The sequence below is a fragment of the Actinokineospora fastidiosa genome, from assembly GCF_014648415.1.
GTDB classification, from domain to species: domain Bacteria; phylum Actinomycetota; class Actinomycetes; order Mycobacteriales; family Pseudonocardiaceae; genus Actinokineospora; species Actinokineospora fastidiosa.
This window is the reverse complement of the sequence record NZ_BMRB01000004.1, coordinates 473,726-487,845: the sequence shown is the minus strand read 5'-3', so window position 1 is coordinate 487,845 and position 14,120 is coordinate 473,726. Positions and strand designations below refer to the sequence as shown.

At 70.9% G+C, this 14,120-nt stretch carries 8 protein-coding genes; 2 read left to right on the top strand and 6 right to left on the bottom strand.

The window, feature by feature from the left end:
• Positions 1-129: 129 nt before the first annotated feature.
• Together IEY98_RS24260 and IEY98_RS24255 are read right to left on the bottom strand one after the other, a co-directional pair.
• The gene (locus IEY98_RS24260; RefSeq protein WP_229787331.1) at positions 130-1,344 is read right to left on the bottom strand and encodes a lipase family protein; all 1,215 of its coding nucleotides are present in this window, start codon (positions 1,342-1,344) and stop codon (positions 130-132) included.
• Positions 1,345-1,656: 312 nt separating this feature from the next.
• Positions 1,657-3,480 carry a DUF6801 domain-containing protein gene (locus tag IEY98_RS24255; RefSeq protein WP_189212906.1) on the bottom strand — a complete coding sequence of 608 codons (1,824 nt, stop codon included), beginning with the start codon at positions 3,478-3,480 and terminating at the stop codon, positions 1,657-1,659.
• A 466-nt stretch (positions 3,481-3,946) separates the two neighbouring features.
• On the opposite strand from IEY98_RS24255, the gene IEY98_RS24250 reads away from it, so the two are divergent.
• Complete coding sequence (locus IEY98_RS24250) at positions 3,947-5,101, top strand: PucR family transcriptional regulator (protein WP_189212905.1); 1,155 nt, start codon at positions 3,947-3,949, stop codon at positions 5,099-5,101.
• A gap of 51 nt (positions 5,102-5,152) precedes the next feature.
• Here the strand turns inward: IEY98_RS24250 and IEY98_RS24245 are convergent, their stop codons facing one another.
• Positions 5,153-6,256 (bottom strand): S1 family peptidase, encoded by a 1,104-nt coding sequence (locus tag IEY98_RS24245; protein ID WP_189212904.1) that lies wholly within the window; start codon positions 6,254-6,256, stop codon positions 5,153-5,155.
• Between the two features lie 399 nt (positions 6,257-6,655).
• Positions 6,656-8,926 (bottom strand): ATP-binding cassette domain-containing protein, encoded by a 2,271-nt coding sequence (locus IEY98_RS24240; RefSeq protein WP_189212903.1) that lies wholly within the window; start codon positions 8,924-8,926, stop codon positions 6,656-6,658.
• A 59-nt stretch (positions 8,927-8,985) separates the two neighbouring features.
• Between IEY98_RS24240 and IEY98_RS24235 the strand changes: the two genes are divergently transcribed.
• Positions 8,986-9,759 (top strand): TetR/AcrR family transcriptional regulator, encoded by a 774-nt coding sequence (locus IEY98_RS24235; RefSeq protein WP_189212902.1) that lies wholly within the window; start codon positions 8,986-8,988, stop codon positions 9,757-9,759.
• Here the strand turns inward: IEY98_RS24235 and IEY98_RS24230 are convergent.
• Together IEY98_RS24230 and IEY98_RS24225 are read right to left on the bottom strand one after the other, a co-directional pair.
• Positions 9,747-10,256 carry a ClpX C4-type zinc finger protein gene (locus tag IEY98_RS24230; RefSeq protein WP_189212901.1) on the bottom strand — a complete coding sequence of 170 codons (510 nt, stop codon included), beginning with the start codon at positions 10,254-10,256 and terminating at the stop codon, positions 9,747-9,749. The two genes, IEY98_RS24235 and IEY98_RS24230, sit on opposite strands and share 13 nt — an antisense overlap.
• Positions 10,257-10,340: 84 nt before the next feature.
• The gene (locus tag IEY98_RS24225; protein WP_189212900.1) at positions 10,341-14,105 is read right to left on the bottom strand and encodes a DNA gyrase subunit A; all 3,765 of its coding nucleotides are present in this window, start codon (positions 14,103-14,105) and stop codon (positions 10,341-10,343) included.
• Positions 14,106-14,120 lie beyond the last annotated feature (15 nt).

The window sequence follows — 14,120 nt, the reverse complement described above, 5'->3', positions numbered from 1 at the left end:
CTTGTGCCCCGGTGAGCAATTTGGCGCTCCCGCCCAGCTCGGCGGGCCGGTGGGCGGCGGGCGGGTTAGCACGGGGGAAACAGAAGCACCCCGCGCCCCTCGTCGGGCACGGGGTGCTGTCCGCGCAGCTCAGGCGCAGGTCGGGGCGGCGGGCGCGCCCGCGACCCTGTCCTTCATGAAGGCCAGCGCGTCCTTGTTGCCGTGGAAAACCATGGCGATGTGGTCCTTGGGCAATTCCTTCCACGTCAGCGCGACGCCCTTCGCGCAATAGTCGGCGCTGAGCTGTTTCGCCTGGCGATAGGCGACGATGTTGTCATCGATGCCGTGGTATTGCAGGACCGGGACGCCGATGGCGGCGCCGCCCAGCTTGTTCTCCTGCACCCTGGCCAGCCAGGCCTCGGTGAGCACGGGGCTGGTGGTCATGAACTCGTTGAGCCGCTTGCCCTGGTATTTGACGAGCAGTTCCAGCGTGCAGTCGCCCGCGGCCATCTCGGCGACCGCGGCCCGGCCGGTGTCGTTGAGGTATTTCTCCAGATCCAGCTCGGGGTAGGCGTTGTCGAGGCCGGAGAGCGCGTAGAGCAGGAATCCGAACCCGAATTTGCCTTCCAGGAAAAGCGTGACCTGCACCAGGTCGGCGGGCACGCCGCCCGCGACGACACCGATCAGGTTCAGCTCCGGCGCGTACTGCGGCGCCAGCTCCGCCGCCCACAGCGACGCCCCGCCGCCCTGGGAGTACCCGCGGAACATGACCTTGCTCGACGCGCCCACCCGCACCTCGGGCATGCGCTGCGCCGCGCGCACCATGTCGATCACCGCGTGCCCCTCCGAGCGCCCGGTGACGTAGGTCGTCTTAGGTTGAGGACGGTAGCCCTCGTAGTCGGTCATCAGCACGACCCAGCCCTGGGCGAGCATGTCGTTGACGGCGGGCTGCTCGTAGAAGGCGCCGATCTGGGACATGTACGAGACCCGGCACCGGAAGGCCGGACCGTGCGTGCCCGCGGCGAAGCTGACGACCGGCGCGGTGGCCGGGTCGACGCCGTTGGGCACCAGCACCGTCCCGACCACGGCCATCGGCTGCCCGAGCGCGTCGGTGGAGCGGTACATCACCTGCCACGCCTTGGCGCGGTCGGCGACCGCGACCGCGGTCGTGGGCCTGCTGCGGATGACATCGCCCGGCGCGCCCGAGGGCAGCGGGGACGGCGGCTCGTAGAAGGAGTCGTCGCGCGGTTGCGGCGCGGACTGCGCGTGCCCGGCGGGCGCGGCCGCCAAGGTGGCGGCCAACGCCGCGGCCAGGGCGGCGCACACCGCGGCCAGCCTGCGCGGGCGGGTGGTGGTGGTCAGCACTGGTCGACCTTTCGCTGCGTCGGGGCGGACACACCACCGACGAGAAAACTACGGGCACGATTCGGGAATGACGTTACCAGCGAATGACCGAAATGAGTTCGTGCATTCATGACAAATCCACGGAAACACATTCCCGTGAATATGAGCAACGATCCGACAGGAACGCCGAACGCCCGTTGACGGCGAACCAGGGGTGACGAACCCGCAGGCGGGTCCCGTGTGCAGGCGTCGTGAACGCGCCCAGGTGCCGAACGTGCGCGGGCGCGCCCGTGGTCCGGACGCGCCCGCGCTGTGGTTACTCAGCCTCGGCCGTTAGCGGCGGGCCGCTCGCCTGCGCTGCAGGAGCAGGGCGGCGACGCCCGCGGCGACCAGTGCCGCGCCGATGCCCAGCGGCAGCAGGATCGACACGCCGGTGTCCGCCAGGTTGCCGCCCGAGGGAGGCGGGCTCGGGTAGTCGCCGGGCGGGACGCCGGGGCCGGTGGTGTCGGTCGGGCCGTCCGTCGGCGACCACGACGTGTCCGTCGGCGGCTCGGTCGGCTCCGTGGTCGTCGGCTGGGTGGTCGTCGGCTCCGTGGTCGTCGGTTCGGTCGTGGTCTGCGACGGGTCCGTGGTGGTCGTCGGCTTGGTGGTGGTCGTCGTCGGCTTGGTCGTGGTCGGCTGGGTGGTCGTCGGCTTGGTCGTGGTCGGCGTGGTCGTGGTCGGCTTCGTCGTGGTCGTGGGGTCCGTGGTGGTGGGGACCGTCGTGGTCGGATCCGTGGTGGTCGGGTCCGTCGTCGTGGGGTCGGTCGTCGGCGCCGTGGTCGTGGGGTCCGTCGTGGTGGGGACGGTCGTCGTGGTCGTCGGGTCGGTCGTCGGCGTGGTGGTCACGGTCGGGCCGTCGCCGAGCTCGAAGCGGAGCAGCTCGAGGTCCTGACCGTCGACCAGGGTGCAGGGCGCGGTGAAGGTGCCCAGCCCGGTCTCCGTGCCGTCGGCCTTGCGCGGGGTCAGCGTGGTGCTGAAGTCGCCGACGGTGATCACCGTCAGGCCAGGGTTCTCGACCGCGCGGCTCGGCACCGTGCCGCCCGCGACGGTGTCGAAGGACCCGGACGCGGGCACGTCGGTCTTCGGGATCGTCAGGCCCGGGATGGGCAGGTCGAACACCTCGCCCGCGTTGTCGACGACGACCCCGGCGTCCGCGGTGCCCTCGATGGTCTTCGCGCCGACGAGCGTCAGGCCCTGCGTGGCCGTCTCCGGCACGGTCGCGGTCGCGGAGAAGTTCGTGGTGACGACCTCGCCGCCCACCGCGGGCGGCGGGGTCACGTCGGCCTGGATGCGCACCTTGAGCGGCTGCACGCCGATCAGCGGGAACGGGCAGGTGTAGTTGACGACCTTGTCGACCTTGATCGCGTCGGCGGGCGGCGGCTCGGTGCCCGTCGGGTCGACCGTGGTCGTCGTCGGGTCTGGGTCGGCGCTGGTCGGGTCCGTTGTGGACGGATCGGTCGTGGTGGGGTCCGTCGTCGGGTCCGTGGTCCCGGTGGGCGCGCCGACGGTGAAGCTCAGCAGCGTGGTGTCCTGCCCGGGGTCGAGCGTGCAGGGCGCGGTGAAGGTGCCCAGGCCGGTCTCGGCGCCGTCGGCCCGGCGCGGGGTCAGGGTCGTGCTGAAGTCGCCCACGATGATCGACGTCGGCCCGGCCTTCGGGAAGGCGGTCGGCACCGGTCCACTCGCGACGGTGTCGAACGGCCCGGACGCGGGCACGTCGGTCTTGGGGATGATCAGCCCGGGAAGCGAGATCGGCAGCGCGGCGCCCGCGTTCTCCAGGGTGATGTTGGCGACCGCGGTGCCCTCGACCGTCTTCGCGCCGACGAGCGTCAGGCCCTGCGTCGCCGTCTCCGGCACGGTCGCGGTCGCGGAGAAGTCCCTGGTGACGATCTCGCCGCCCTCGGTGGCGGGCACGTCGATGGTGGCCTGGATCCGCACCGCGAGCTTCTGCGTCCCGATCAGCGGGAACGGGCAGCTGTAGGTCAGCGTCTTGTCGACGTCGACGGGCTCGGCGACGCTGGCGCCCGCGGCCATCAGCAGGCCGCCGACCACGAGTCCGGCCACCCCGACCGCGGACGCGGCGGCCAGTGCGCGCCTCGATTTCACACGAGTGCTCATCAGTCCTCTTTCAGTCCCGGAATCAGGCCGAAACTACCCGTCGGTAACGTCGAAATGCAATACTCGTGAACAGCTTTTCCGATGACGTCGTCCACCCATTGCCACAATATGAGCAGTCGCTTTTGTCACTCCCGCACACCCCACGTGACCTGCATCGACGGCCCAGTCAGACTTTGTCATCCCCGCACAAGACCGGCTGAGGGGTTTGTGCGGCTCCTGACAACCCGGCACCGGTTTTGATCAACGACGCAGGTCCGGAAGACGACCATCGGCCTTCTCGTTGACACCCGCCGGTAACAAACTTATCGTCGGCGGAGCAATCCGGCCGATCGCGGGGTGGAACGGCAGGCGGAACTTGTCAGAATGGGGTGAGGGTATGACAGGCACGCCCGGTCAGGTGGCCCAGGTGGGCGGTTTCCCCCGCCCGCGGACGGCGCCGCCGCCCCCGCGTGGGATGGTCCGTCAGGTGATCGCCACGATCCCCCCGGTGCTCGCCCAGCGCATGCGGGCGATGAGCGCGGAGGTGGTCCGCGAGGTCGTCGCCGAGGTGCAGGCCGCCGTCCCCGCGTACCGCCCCGACCCCGATCCCGAGCGGGACCCCACGCTCGTCGTCGTCCGCAACGTCGACGCCGCGATCATGTTCTGCCTGCAGAACCCGGAAGGCGCCGACCAGGTCCGCTGGGAGCAGGTCTTCCGCGAGGCCGGACGGCTGGAGTTCGCGCAGGGCCGCACGATGGACGCGCTGCAGTCGGCGGTCCGCGTCGGCGCGCGGGCGGCGTGGCGGCGCATCCGCGTGGTGGCGGGCGAACTGGGCGTGCCGACGGAGACGCTGCTGGTGCTCGCCGACCGCATCTTCGCCTACGTCGACGAGCTGTGCGCCGTGGCCATCGCCGGGTACAGCGAGGCGCAGGCCACCGCGGGCGGGGCGCGGGAGCGCAGGCGCAAGCAGCTGCTGAAGATGCTCATGGCCGACCCGCCGGTCTCCCCGCACGCGGTGCGCGACCTGGCCGAGACCACCGACTGGCCGCTGCCCGCCGAGGTCGTCGCGGTCGCGCTGGAACCGACCGACCACGACGGCGCCGCCCTGGGCGCCGAGGCGCTCGCCGACCTCGACAGCTCCACCCCGTGCCTGGTCGTCGCGGAGTGGACCGACGCGCTGGCGGCGGCGCTGCCCGGCCGCCGCATCGCCGTCGGCCCCTCGGTCCCCGTCGAGCGGGCCGCCCACTCCCTGGCCGTCGCCCGCCGCGCGCTGACGCTGGTCCAGCGCGGCGTGCTGCCCGCTGAGCCGGTCCTGCGCTGCGCCGACCACCTGCCCGCGCTGGTCCTGCTGGCCGACGAGTACCTGCTGACCCAGATCGTGCGCCAGACGCTCGCGCCCTTCGACGACCTGACGCCGAAACAGCGCGGCAGGCTCACCGCGACCCTGCTCGCCTGGCTGGAGACCCGCGGCGGCATCAACGAGATCGCCAACCGCCTCGCCGTGCACCCGCAGACCGTGCGCTACCGGATGCACCAGCTGGAGGAACTGCTCGGCGAGCGCCTTGAGGACCCGAGCGAGCGGCTGACGCTGGAGATCGCCCTGCGCGGGTCGATCCTGTTGGCGCAGAACGAGGACGCGTGAAGGCGCGGGGCGCCGTCCTGGGACCGGGACGGCGCCCCGCGCACGCTCGCGCTAGCTGGTGATGAGCCGCAGACCGTAGCGGTTGAGGATCTCGTTCACCGGCTGGAAGTACGTCGTGCCGCCCCAGCTGCAGTTGCCGGAGCCGCCGGACGTCACGCCCTGGGCCTGGTTGCCCGACAGCCACGAGCCGCCGGAGTCGCCGCCCTCGGCGCACGCGCTGGTGCGCGTCAGGCCGTAGACCGCGCCCTGCGAGTAGCGCACGGTCTGGTTCTTGGCCTGGATGGTGCCGCAGCGCCAGCCCGTGGTGGAGCCGGAGCGGCACACCGACGCGCCGACCGGCGCCTCGGACGAGCCGCTGACGGACACCGTGCCGCCGTTGTACCGGTTGACGACGCCGGTCGGGGTCCAGGACGAGTTGACCTGCACCCAACCCATGTCGTCACCGGGGAAGGACGAGCCGCGCACGGTGCCCTGCGCGACCCGGTTGTAGCCGCTGGTCGAGGTGCCGACGCGGCCGCAGTGGCCCGCGGTGACGAACCCGCCCTGGACCGAGAACCCGATCGAGCAGCGGCTGTTGCCCGGGTAGTAGGCGTCGCCGCCGCGCACGTCGTACAGCGGCCGCGGGGCCTCGGCGGACTCGACGACGGTCGTGGTGTCGGCGACACCCGCCCGCGCGGCGAACGCCTCGGCGGCCTCGGCCGTGCCCGTGGCGGTCGTGATCGTGACGGTGTTGCGCTGGACGTCGACGTACCAGCCGGTGACGCCCGCAGGCGGCTTGGCGGCGTCCAGGCGGTCCACGACCGCGTCCAGCTCGCGGGCGCTGTGCCGCACGACCTGCGGCACGGCGCCGTCCGCGCGGACGGCGTCCGCCCTGGCCGCGTCGGTCACGCCGACGACCAGGACGTTGCGGCTCGCGTCGAACCACGCCCCGCCGAAGGCGTCCGGCAGGGCGGCGGCCAGCCGCTGCTCGGCGCCCGCGGCGTCGGCCTCGGCGGCAAGGCGCTCGAGCGCGGCATCGGCGGTCAGGCCGAGGTCGCGCTGCATCGCGGCGAGCAGCTCGGGCGCGACCTCGGGCACGGCGGTCGCGGCGCCGGGAGTGGCGATGGCGGTGGCGGCCGCGGCCAGGACTGCCGCGGCGGTGAGACTCCGTTTCACGTTCGATCTCCCAGGGGGATCGGGTGCAGGGGAACGAATCGCGCGCGCAGCACGACCGGCAATTCACCGGGGCGCGCCCCGAGGAATTGCCGCCGATTCGCCACAACGTCCTCACAGCGGGCGAATCGGTCGGTCCACCGAATATCGCGGCCGGGTCCGACCCGACGCAAGGGCGTCTCGTTCCCGTATCACGGAAACGATACTGTGAAGTGCTATTAGGCCATCCGTGCAGGTCAGGACACTACGGAAGGCCACCGAGAACCTCTGTTAACTGTGAAGGACCGCCCCGGCGAAATGCATGGGCGAGCACGGACCCCGCTCCCTCGGGGCGTAAGGCGGGTATTTCGACGGGGCCCGTGCCCGCGGCCGACACAATAGCGGCAGCGACTTAGCCGCCGATCACCGGGCCGAAATACCCACGTAATCGCGCAGGTGCCGGGCGGTGAGGGTGTCCGCGTCGGCCACCAGCTCGGCAGGCGTGCCGGTGAACACGACCCGGCCGCCGTCGTGGCCAGCGCCGGGGCCCAGGTCGATGATCCAGTCCGCGTGCGCCATCACCGCCTGGTGGTGCTCGATGACGATCACGGTGTTGCCGTCGTCAACCAGACGGTCCAACAGCCCGAGCAGCTGGTCGACGTCGGCGAGGTGCAGGCCGGTCGTGGGCTCGTCGAGGATGTACGTCGCGCCCTTGTCGGCCATCCGGATCGCCAGCTTGAGCCGCTGCCGCTCGCCGCCGGACAGCGTCGTCAGCGGCTGGCCCAGGCTCAGGTACGGCAGGCCGACGTCGACCATCCGGTCCAGGATCGCCCTGGCCGGGCCGGACGGGAAGAACGCCTGCGCCTCGGCGACCGACATCGCCAGCACCTCGCTGATGTCCTTGCCGCGCAGCTTGTGGGTCAGCACCTCGGCGGTGAACCGCTTGCCATCGCACTTCTCGCAGACCGACGCGACGCCCGCCATCATCGCCAGGTCCGTGTAGACCAGCCCGATGCCCTTGCAGTTCGGGCAGGCGCCCTCGGAGTTCGCGCTGAACAGCGCCGCCTTCACCCCGTTGGCCTTGGCGAAGGCCGTCCGGATGGGGTCGAGCAGGCCGGAGTAGGTCGCCGGGTTGCTGCGCCGCGAGCCGCGGATCGCCGACTGGTCCACCACCACGACGCCGTCGCGCTTGGCCAGCGAGCCGTGGATCAGCGAGCTCTTGCCCGACCCGGCGACCCCGGTCACCACCGTGAGCACGCCCGTCGGCACGTCCACGCTGACATCGCGCAGGTTGTGCAGCGACGCCCCGGTGATCGGCAGCCACCCGGTCGGCTTGCGGACGTCGTCGCGCAGCCGGGCGCGGTGGTCCAGGTGACGGCCGGTGAGCGTGCCCGAGGCGCGCAGGCCCGCGACGTCGCCGGTGTAGCAGACGCGGCCGCCGTTCGTGCCCGCCCCGGGGCCGAGGTCGACCACGTGGTCGGCGATGGCGATGACCTCCGGCTTGTGCTCGACCACCAGGACGGTGTTGCCCTTGTCGCGCAGCAGGAGCAGCAGGTCGTTCATCCGCTGGATGTCGTGCGGGTGCAGCCCGACCGTGGGCTCGTCGAAGACGTAGGTGACGTCGGTGAGGCTCGACCCGAGGTGGCGCACCATCTTCACCCGCTGCGCCTCGCCGCCGGACAGCGTTCCCGACTCCCGGTCCAGGCTCAGGTACCCCAGCCCGATGTCCACCAGCGAGTCCAGCGTGTCGCGCAGGGTCGCGAGCAGCGGCGCGACGGACGGCTCGTCCAGCTTGCGGATGAAGTCGGCCAGGTCGCTGATCTGCATCGCCGAGCACTCGGCGATGTTGAGCCCCTCGATCCGCGACGACAGCGCGGCGGCGTTGAGCCGGGCGCCCCCGCACTCCGCGCAGGTCCGGAAGGTGGCGGCGCGGTCGACGAACTCGCGGATGTGCGCCTGCATGGAGGCGCGGTCCTTGAGCAGGTACAGGCGCTGGACCTTCACGACCAGGCCCTCGTAGGTGATGTTGTTGCTGCCGACCTTCACCTTGGTGGACGGCTTGTGCAGGAAGTCGGCCCACTCCTGCTCGGTGAAGTCGCGCAGCTTCTTGTCCGGGTCGTAGAACCCGGACGCGGCCATCGACTGCCAGTACCAGGTGCCGACGCCGAAGTTGGGCACGGTGATCGCGCCCTCGTTGAGCGACTTGTCCCGGTCGACGAGTTCGTCGATGTCGACGTCGGAGACCTTGCCCAGCCCCTCGCAGGCCAGGCACATGCCCTCGGCCAGGTTGAAGCTGAACGCGCCGGACGTGCCGACGTGCGGCTGCCCGAGCCTGCTGAACACGATCCGCAGCATGGTGTGGGCGTCGGTGGCGGTGCCGACGGTGGAGCGCGCGTTGGCGCCCATCCGCTCCTGGTCGACCACGATCGCCGCGCTGAGGTTGCGCAGCGAGTCGACGTCCGGCCTGCCGATCGTGGGCATGAACGACTGCAGGAACGCGGTGTAGGTCTCGTTGATCATCCGCTGCGATTCCGCGGCGATGGTGCCGAACACCAGTGACGACTTCCCCGACCCGGACACCCCGGTGAAGACCGTGAGCCTGCGCTTGGGGATGTCGACGTCGACGCCGGTCAGGTTGTTCTCCCGCGCGCCCCTGACCTCGATGACGTCATGGCTGTCGGCGGTCACCGTCATGCTTCCCCCTTGGGTTTATACTGTAAGGAGTCGGCACTTTACACCATAAGGAGTGATGCGTGGTCGTCTACGCCGGACAGGGCGACCCCGCCCGGTCGGTCCCCCTGCTGTGGCGCTCCGCCGAGCCGCCCGAGCGCCCGGGGCCGAGGCCCACGCTGTCGGTCGACCTGATCGTCGACGCCGCGATCGCCGTTGCCGACGAGACCGGCCTGGCGACCCTGTCGATGCGCGCGGTCGGCGAACGCCTCGGTCGCACAGCGATGGCGCTCTATACATACGTGCACGGCAAGGCGGAGCTGCTGGAGCTGATGTACGACCGGGCGCTGGCCGAGCTGCCCTCGTCCTACCCCGACGACGTGCCCTGGCGGGACGCGCTCGTCGCGTGGGCGGACGACACCATGGCGTTCCACCTGCGCCACCCGTGGCTGCTGCACATCTCCCGGGCCCGTCCGGTCCTCGGCCCGAACGAGTTCCAGTCGCTGGAGACGGTCGCGGCCATCGTCCGCCGCACCGGCCTGCCCCCGCGCGCCGCCCGCGGCGCGATCAGCACCCTGTTCCACTACGTCCGCGGCGCCGCCCAGTCCGTGGCCGACGCCCGCTCCGCCGCGGCGGCCACCGGGCAGTCGGACGAGGACTGGTGGTACTCCCGCTCACCGCTGCTGGAGGCCGCGGTCCCGGACTTCGCCGCGCGGTTCCCGATGACCACCTGGCTGGAGTCCGACCCCGAGCCCCCGCCGGAGGACCGCACGCCCTACCTGGAGTGGGACGCCCGGCGCAGCTTCCACACCGGGCTGGCCATCCTGCTCGACGGGATCGCGCTTCAGTCCAGGTAGAGGTCGACGATCTCCGAGCAGAACCCCACGCACCGCTCGCAGATCCGCACGCCCGGCCCGGTCGCCAGGTGCTGCGCCTCGGTCGCGGGACGGTCGCAGAACGAGCACGCCAGCGGGGTCGCGACCTGCGGCTGGTCCTTCGCGTCGGCGATGGCGACGGTGGAGGCGGCGACACAGGCGTGGCAGATGTAGACGCCCGGCCCCGCCACCAGCGAGCCAGGCTCGGTGTGCGTGACGCCGCAGAAGGAGCACGCGGGCTCCGGCGGCGTGCGGCGCGGCTTCCACCCCGGCGTGCCGCCCGCCTCCTCGACCATCTGGTGCACCCGCTGGTGGCTGATCTCCAGCGCGTCGGCGATCTCGCGCAGCGAGGCCCCGGCGAGGTGCAGCCGCCGAACCGCCTGGTGGTACTCGGTGCGGGCGCCCTCCGCCCGCTCCTGAGCCTCGGCGAGGTTCATCGCGGCCTGACGGGCGAGGCGGAGCAGGTCGTCGTTCAGCATGGTGTCTAGGATAGCTAGACACCCGGCAGGCGGCAGGGGAATGGGCCAGCCCTCGCGGACCGGCCCCTCCAGGAGATCCCCGCGCTAATCCCGCTCGATCAGGTGCCCGACCATGTCCGGCCCCGGGTGCGCCGAGCCGCTGCCGTCGCGGCGCGGGTCGGGCTCGGGGAGTTCGACGGCGGAGCCGTTGCGGCTGATCCCCGCCGGGCGGGGGCCGATCCAGGCCAGCGTGACGGCGTGTTCGCCCTTGAGGAACCGGTGCGCGCGGACGCCGCCCGTGGCGCGGCCCTTGGTGGGGTACTTGGCCAGCGGGGTGACCTTGACCGTGGTGCCGGTCGCGGTGACGACCATCGGCTCGCCGTGGTCGGGGTCGTCCGTGCGGACCGCGCCGAAGAAAACGGCGTGGGCGTCCTTGCCCAGGTTCACGCCCGCCATGCCGCCGCCCTTGAGGCCCTGCGGGCGGACCAGCCCGGCCGGGTAGTGCAGCAGCGACGCGTCCGAGGTGACGAACGCCAGCGTCTCCGCGCCGTCGGTCAACCAGGTGGCGCCCACGATCTCGTCCCCGTCGCGCAGGGAGATGACCTCGAACTCGTCCGACCGCACCGGCCAGTCCGGCGCGCACACCTTCACCACGCCCTGCCGCGTGCCCATGGCCAGGCCCGGCGACGACGTCTCCCCGAGCGGCGCGATGCCCACCACCCGCTCGCCCTTCTCCAGCGGGACCACCTCCCCGGCCGCCATGCCGCCGGACAGCGAGACCGTCCCGCTCTGCTCGGGCAGCACTGGCAGCGGCAGAACGTCCACTTTGAACGCCCGGCCGCGGTTGCTCACCAGGAGCACCTGCCCTCGCGCGGTCGTGTGGACGATCGCGGAGACGGCGTCGTGCTTGGCCCGGCCGTTGCGCCTGCGGGCCTCGCTGGACTCCTCGGACTCCGCGGCGGTGCGGGCGACCAGGCCGGTGGCCGACAGCAGCACCTGGCACGGGTCGTCGGCGACCTCCAGCGGGCCCGCTGGCTTGCTGGCGGCGAGCACCTCCTTGAGGTCGCCGTCGATCAGCGCGGTGCGGCGCTCCTCGGCGAGGTCCTTGGCGACCTTGCCGAGCTCGGTGGAGACGACCTTCCGCAGCACGCGCTCGTCGTCGAGGATCGTCGACAGCTCGGCGATCTCCTTGCGGAGCTTGTCCTGCTCGGCCTCCAGCTCGATGCGGTCGTACTTGGTGAGCCTGCGCAGCGGCGTGTCGAGGATGTAGGTGGCCTGGATGTCGGAGAGCTTGAACCGCTTCATCAGGCCGTCCTTGGCCGCGGCGGCGTTCTCGCTCCACCGGATCAGCGCGATGACCTTGTCGATGTCGAGCAGCGCGACGAGCAGGCCCTCGACGAGGTGCAGCCGGTCCTCCCGCTTCTTGCGCCGGAACCGCGTGCGCCGGGTGACGACCTCGTAGCGGTGCTTGAGGTACACCTCCAGCAGCGCCTTGAGCCCGAGCGTGCGCGGCTGGCCGTCCACGAGCACCAGGTTGTTGATGCCGAAGGACTGCTCCATCGGCGTGAGCCGGTAGAGGTCGGCCAGCAGCGCCTGCGGGTTGACGCCCACCTTGCACTCGATGACCAGCCGCGTGCCGTTCTCGCGGTCGGTCAGGTCCTTGACGTCGGCGATGCCGGAGAGCCGCTTGGTCTTGGTGACCTCGTCGGTGATCTTCTCGATGATCTTCTCCGCGCCGACCTGGTAGGGCAGCTCGGTGACGGTGATCGCCTGCCTGCCCCGGCTCCCCTCCAGCGGCCCGATCTCCGTGCGCGCCCGCATCCGCACGATCCCGCGCCCGGTCTCGTACGCCTTGCGCACCTCGTCCAGCCCGAGCAGCATCCCGCCGGTGGGCAGGTCGGGCCCGGGGATGAACTCCATGAGCTTGTCGAGATCGGCGTCGGGATGGTTCACCAACCACCGCGCCGCGGCGACGACCTCGCCGAGGTTGTGCGGGATCATGTTGGTCGCCATCCCCACCGCGATCCCCGACGACCCGTTGACCAGCAGATTCGGAAACGCCGCAGGCAACACCGACGGCTCCTGCAACGACCCGTCGTAATTGGGCCGAAAGTCGACGGTGTCCTCATCAAGCTCCCCGACAAGCAACATCGCCTCAGGCGACATCCGCGCTTCGGTGTTGTGGTTGACGAAACCACCAGCGAGGAACGAGTGGTCCTCGGAGACCACCCGCACCGAGTAGACCTCAGCCGGTTCGTCGGGAACGACCTCGGTCACCCGCTCGAAGAGGTAGCCCGAGTCCATGATCGGCAGGATGGTCGCCAGGACCTCGGTGTCCTTGAACCGGTCGATCAGCCGCAGACGCTCGGTCTCCCAGCGCTCGACCCGATCGAAGTTGTGGTTCTCCAGCCACTTGCGCCCGCTGCCGCGGCCCGCGGGCAGAGCGTCGCGCACGTACTCGGCGACGAACGGGACGTGGTCCTTGCTGAGACGGTGGGGCCGCACCGGAGACCGCACCAGCAGGTCCTTGACCTTGGCCTGCTTCGACCTGAGGAACCCGACGCGCTCCACGAAGGCGCGGACGTTGCGCAGGCCGGACACGATGAGCCGGTGCTCCACCGATCCACTCGGCCGTGAGTAGCTCTTGGTCCTGGCCAACACGCCGAACTCGGCCAACAGCTCCTGCAGTTCGTCCGCCAAGCGCCTGCTGTAGGTGGAGTAGTGGATGGTGAAGCCGTCCTTCGCCACGCGCGGACCGCCGTCGCCCTCGAAGGCCGCCATCAGGAACGCGCGCTTGACTCCCCAACCGGCCCGCCACACGAAGTCCGGCACGAATTTGTCCCGGGCCTTCGCGCCGATGAACTCACCGAGCGGACTCTGCCGGAACTTCTCCATCCCGCCCGCGCAGTCCTGGATATCCAACTCGTAGACGGTCTTGTGATCGACCTTGGTCTGCCTGGTGGAAACGTAGTACCGCCCGCCGACCACCGACTGGTAAGCGTGCACCACCTCGTCGAAGAAGTAGCCGTCCGTGTTGTTGAAGCCTGCACGGGTGTCACTGGCCCAGCCCTCGGACACCCACGCGCCCGCCAGGACGCCGAGCATGTACTCGCGCGCCGTCGGCACGAGGTTCTGCCAGGCGTTGCGGGCGACGCACACGACCATGCCCGGCTTCACCTCGTCGAGCCTGCGCCACTGGAACAGGGGAACGCCCATCGGCGCCTCGAGGCACAACACGAGGTGGTTCTCGCTTCCGCGAAGCCGGTACCCGGCCTCCGTCCGCATCCGCAGGGTGGGGTGGACACCGGAGTTGAACACCCGATCGACCTGGACCGCCTTGCCGTCCTTGTCGAGCACCTCGAAGTCGACCTCGGCCTCGCTGTCCGGCGCGAGCGGCACCAGGTCGGCGATCCGCGGGCTGGTGCCATCGGCGAGCCGGATCCGGGTGTCGCCGACGACGCAGTACCGGCTGGCCGCCGGTCCGTCGTCCGGGCTGCCGAAGTTGCCGTGCCCGTCGATCAGCGGGGCGTTCAGCGAGAAGTCCTGCGCCATCCGCACCATGGCGTCGTAAATCGCCACGTCACCGTGTGGATGATACTTGCCCATTGTGTCCCCCACGACCCGCGAGGACTTCACGTAGGCGTGGGTGGGGCGGTAGCCCTGTTCGTTCATCGAGTACAGGATGCGGCGGTGGACGGGCTTCAGCCCGTCGCGCGCGTCGGGTAGGGCTCGGGAGTGGATGACCGAGTACGCGTACTCCAGGTACGAGTCCTCGATCTCGGTCTTCACCGGGTTCTCGAAGACCTGGGCCCCCGCCTGGTCGAAGGCGGCGGGGTCGACCTTGGCCGAGACTGCCTTGCGGCGTGCCATAACTGCGACTTCCTA

Bases quoted from the DNA above. Each gene is read 5' to 3' on its own strand.
- IEY98_RS24255 (WP_189212906.1), bottom strand. From the start codon at position 3,480: ATGAGCACTCGTGTGAAATCGAGGCGCGCACTGGCCGCCGCGTCCGCG.
- IEY98_RS24240 (WP_189212903.1), bottom strand. From the start codon at position 8,926: ATGACGGTGACCGCCGACAGCCATGACGTCATCGAGGTCAGGGGCGCG.
- IEY98_RS24230 (WP_189212901.1), bottom strand. From the start codon at position 10,256: ATGCTGAACGACGACCTGCTCCGCCTCGCCCGTCAGGCCGCGATGAAC.
- IEY98_RS24225 (WP_189212900.1), bottom strand. From the start codon at position 14,105: ATGGCACGCCGCAAGGCAGTCTCGGCCAAGGTCGACCCCGCCGCCTTC.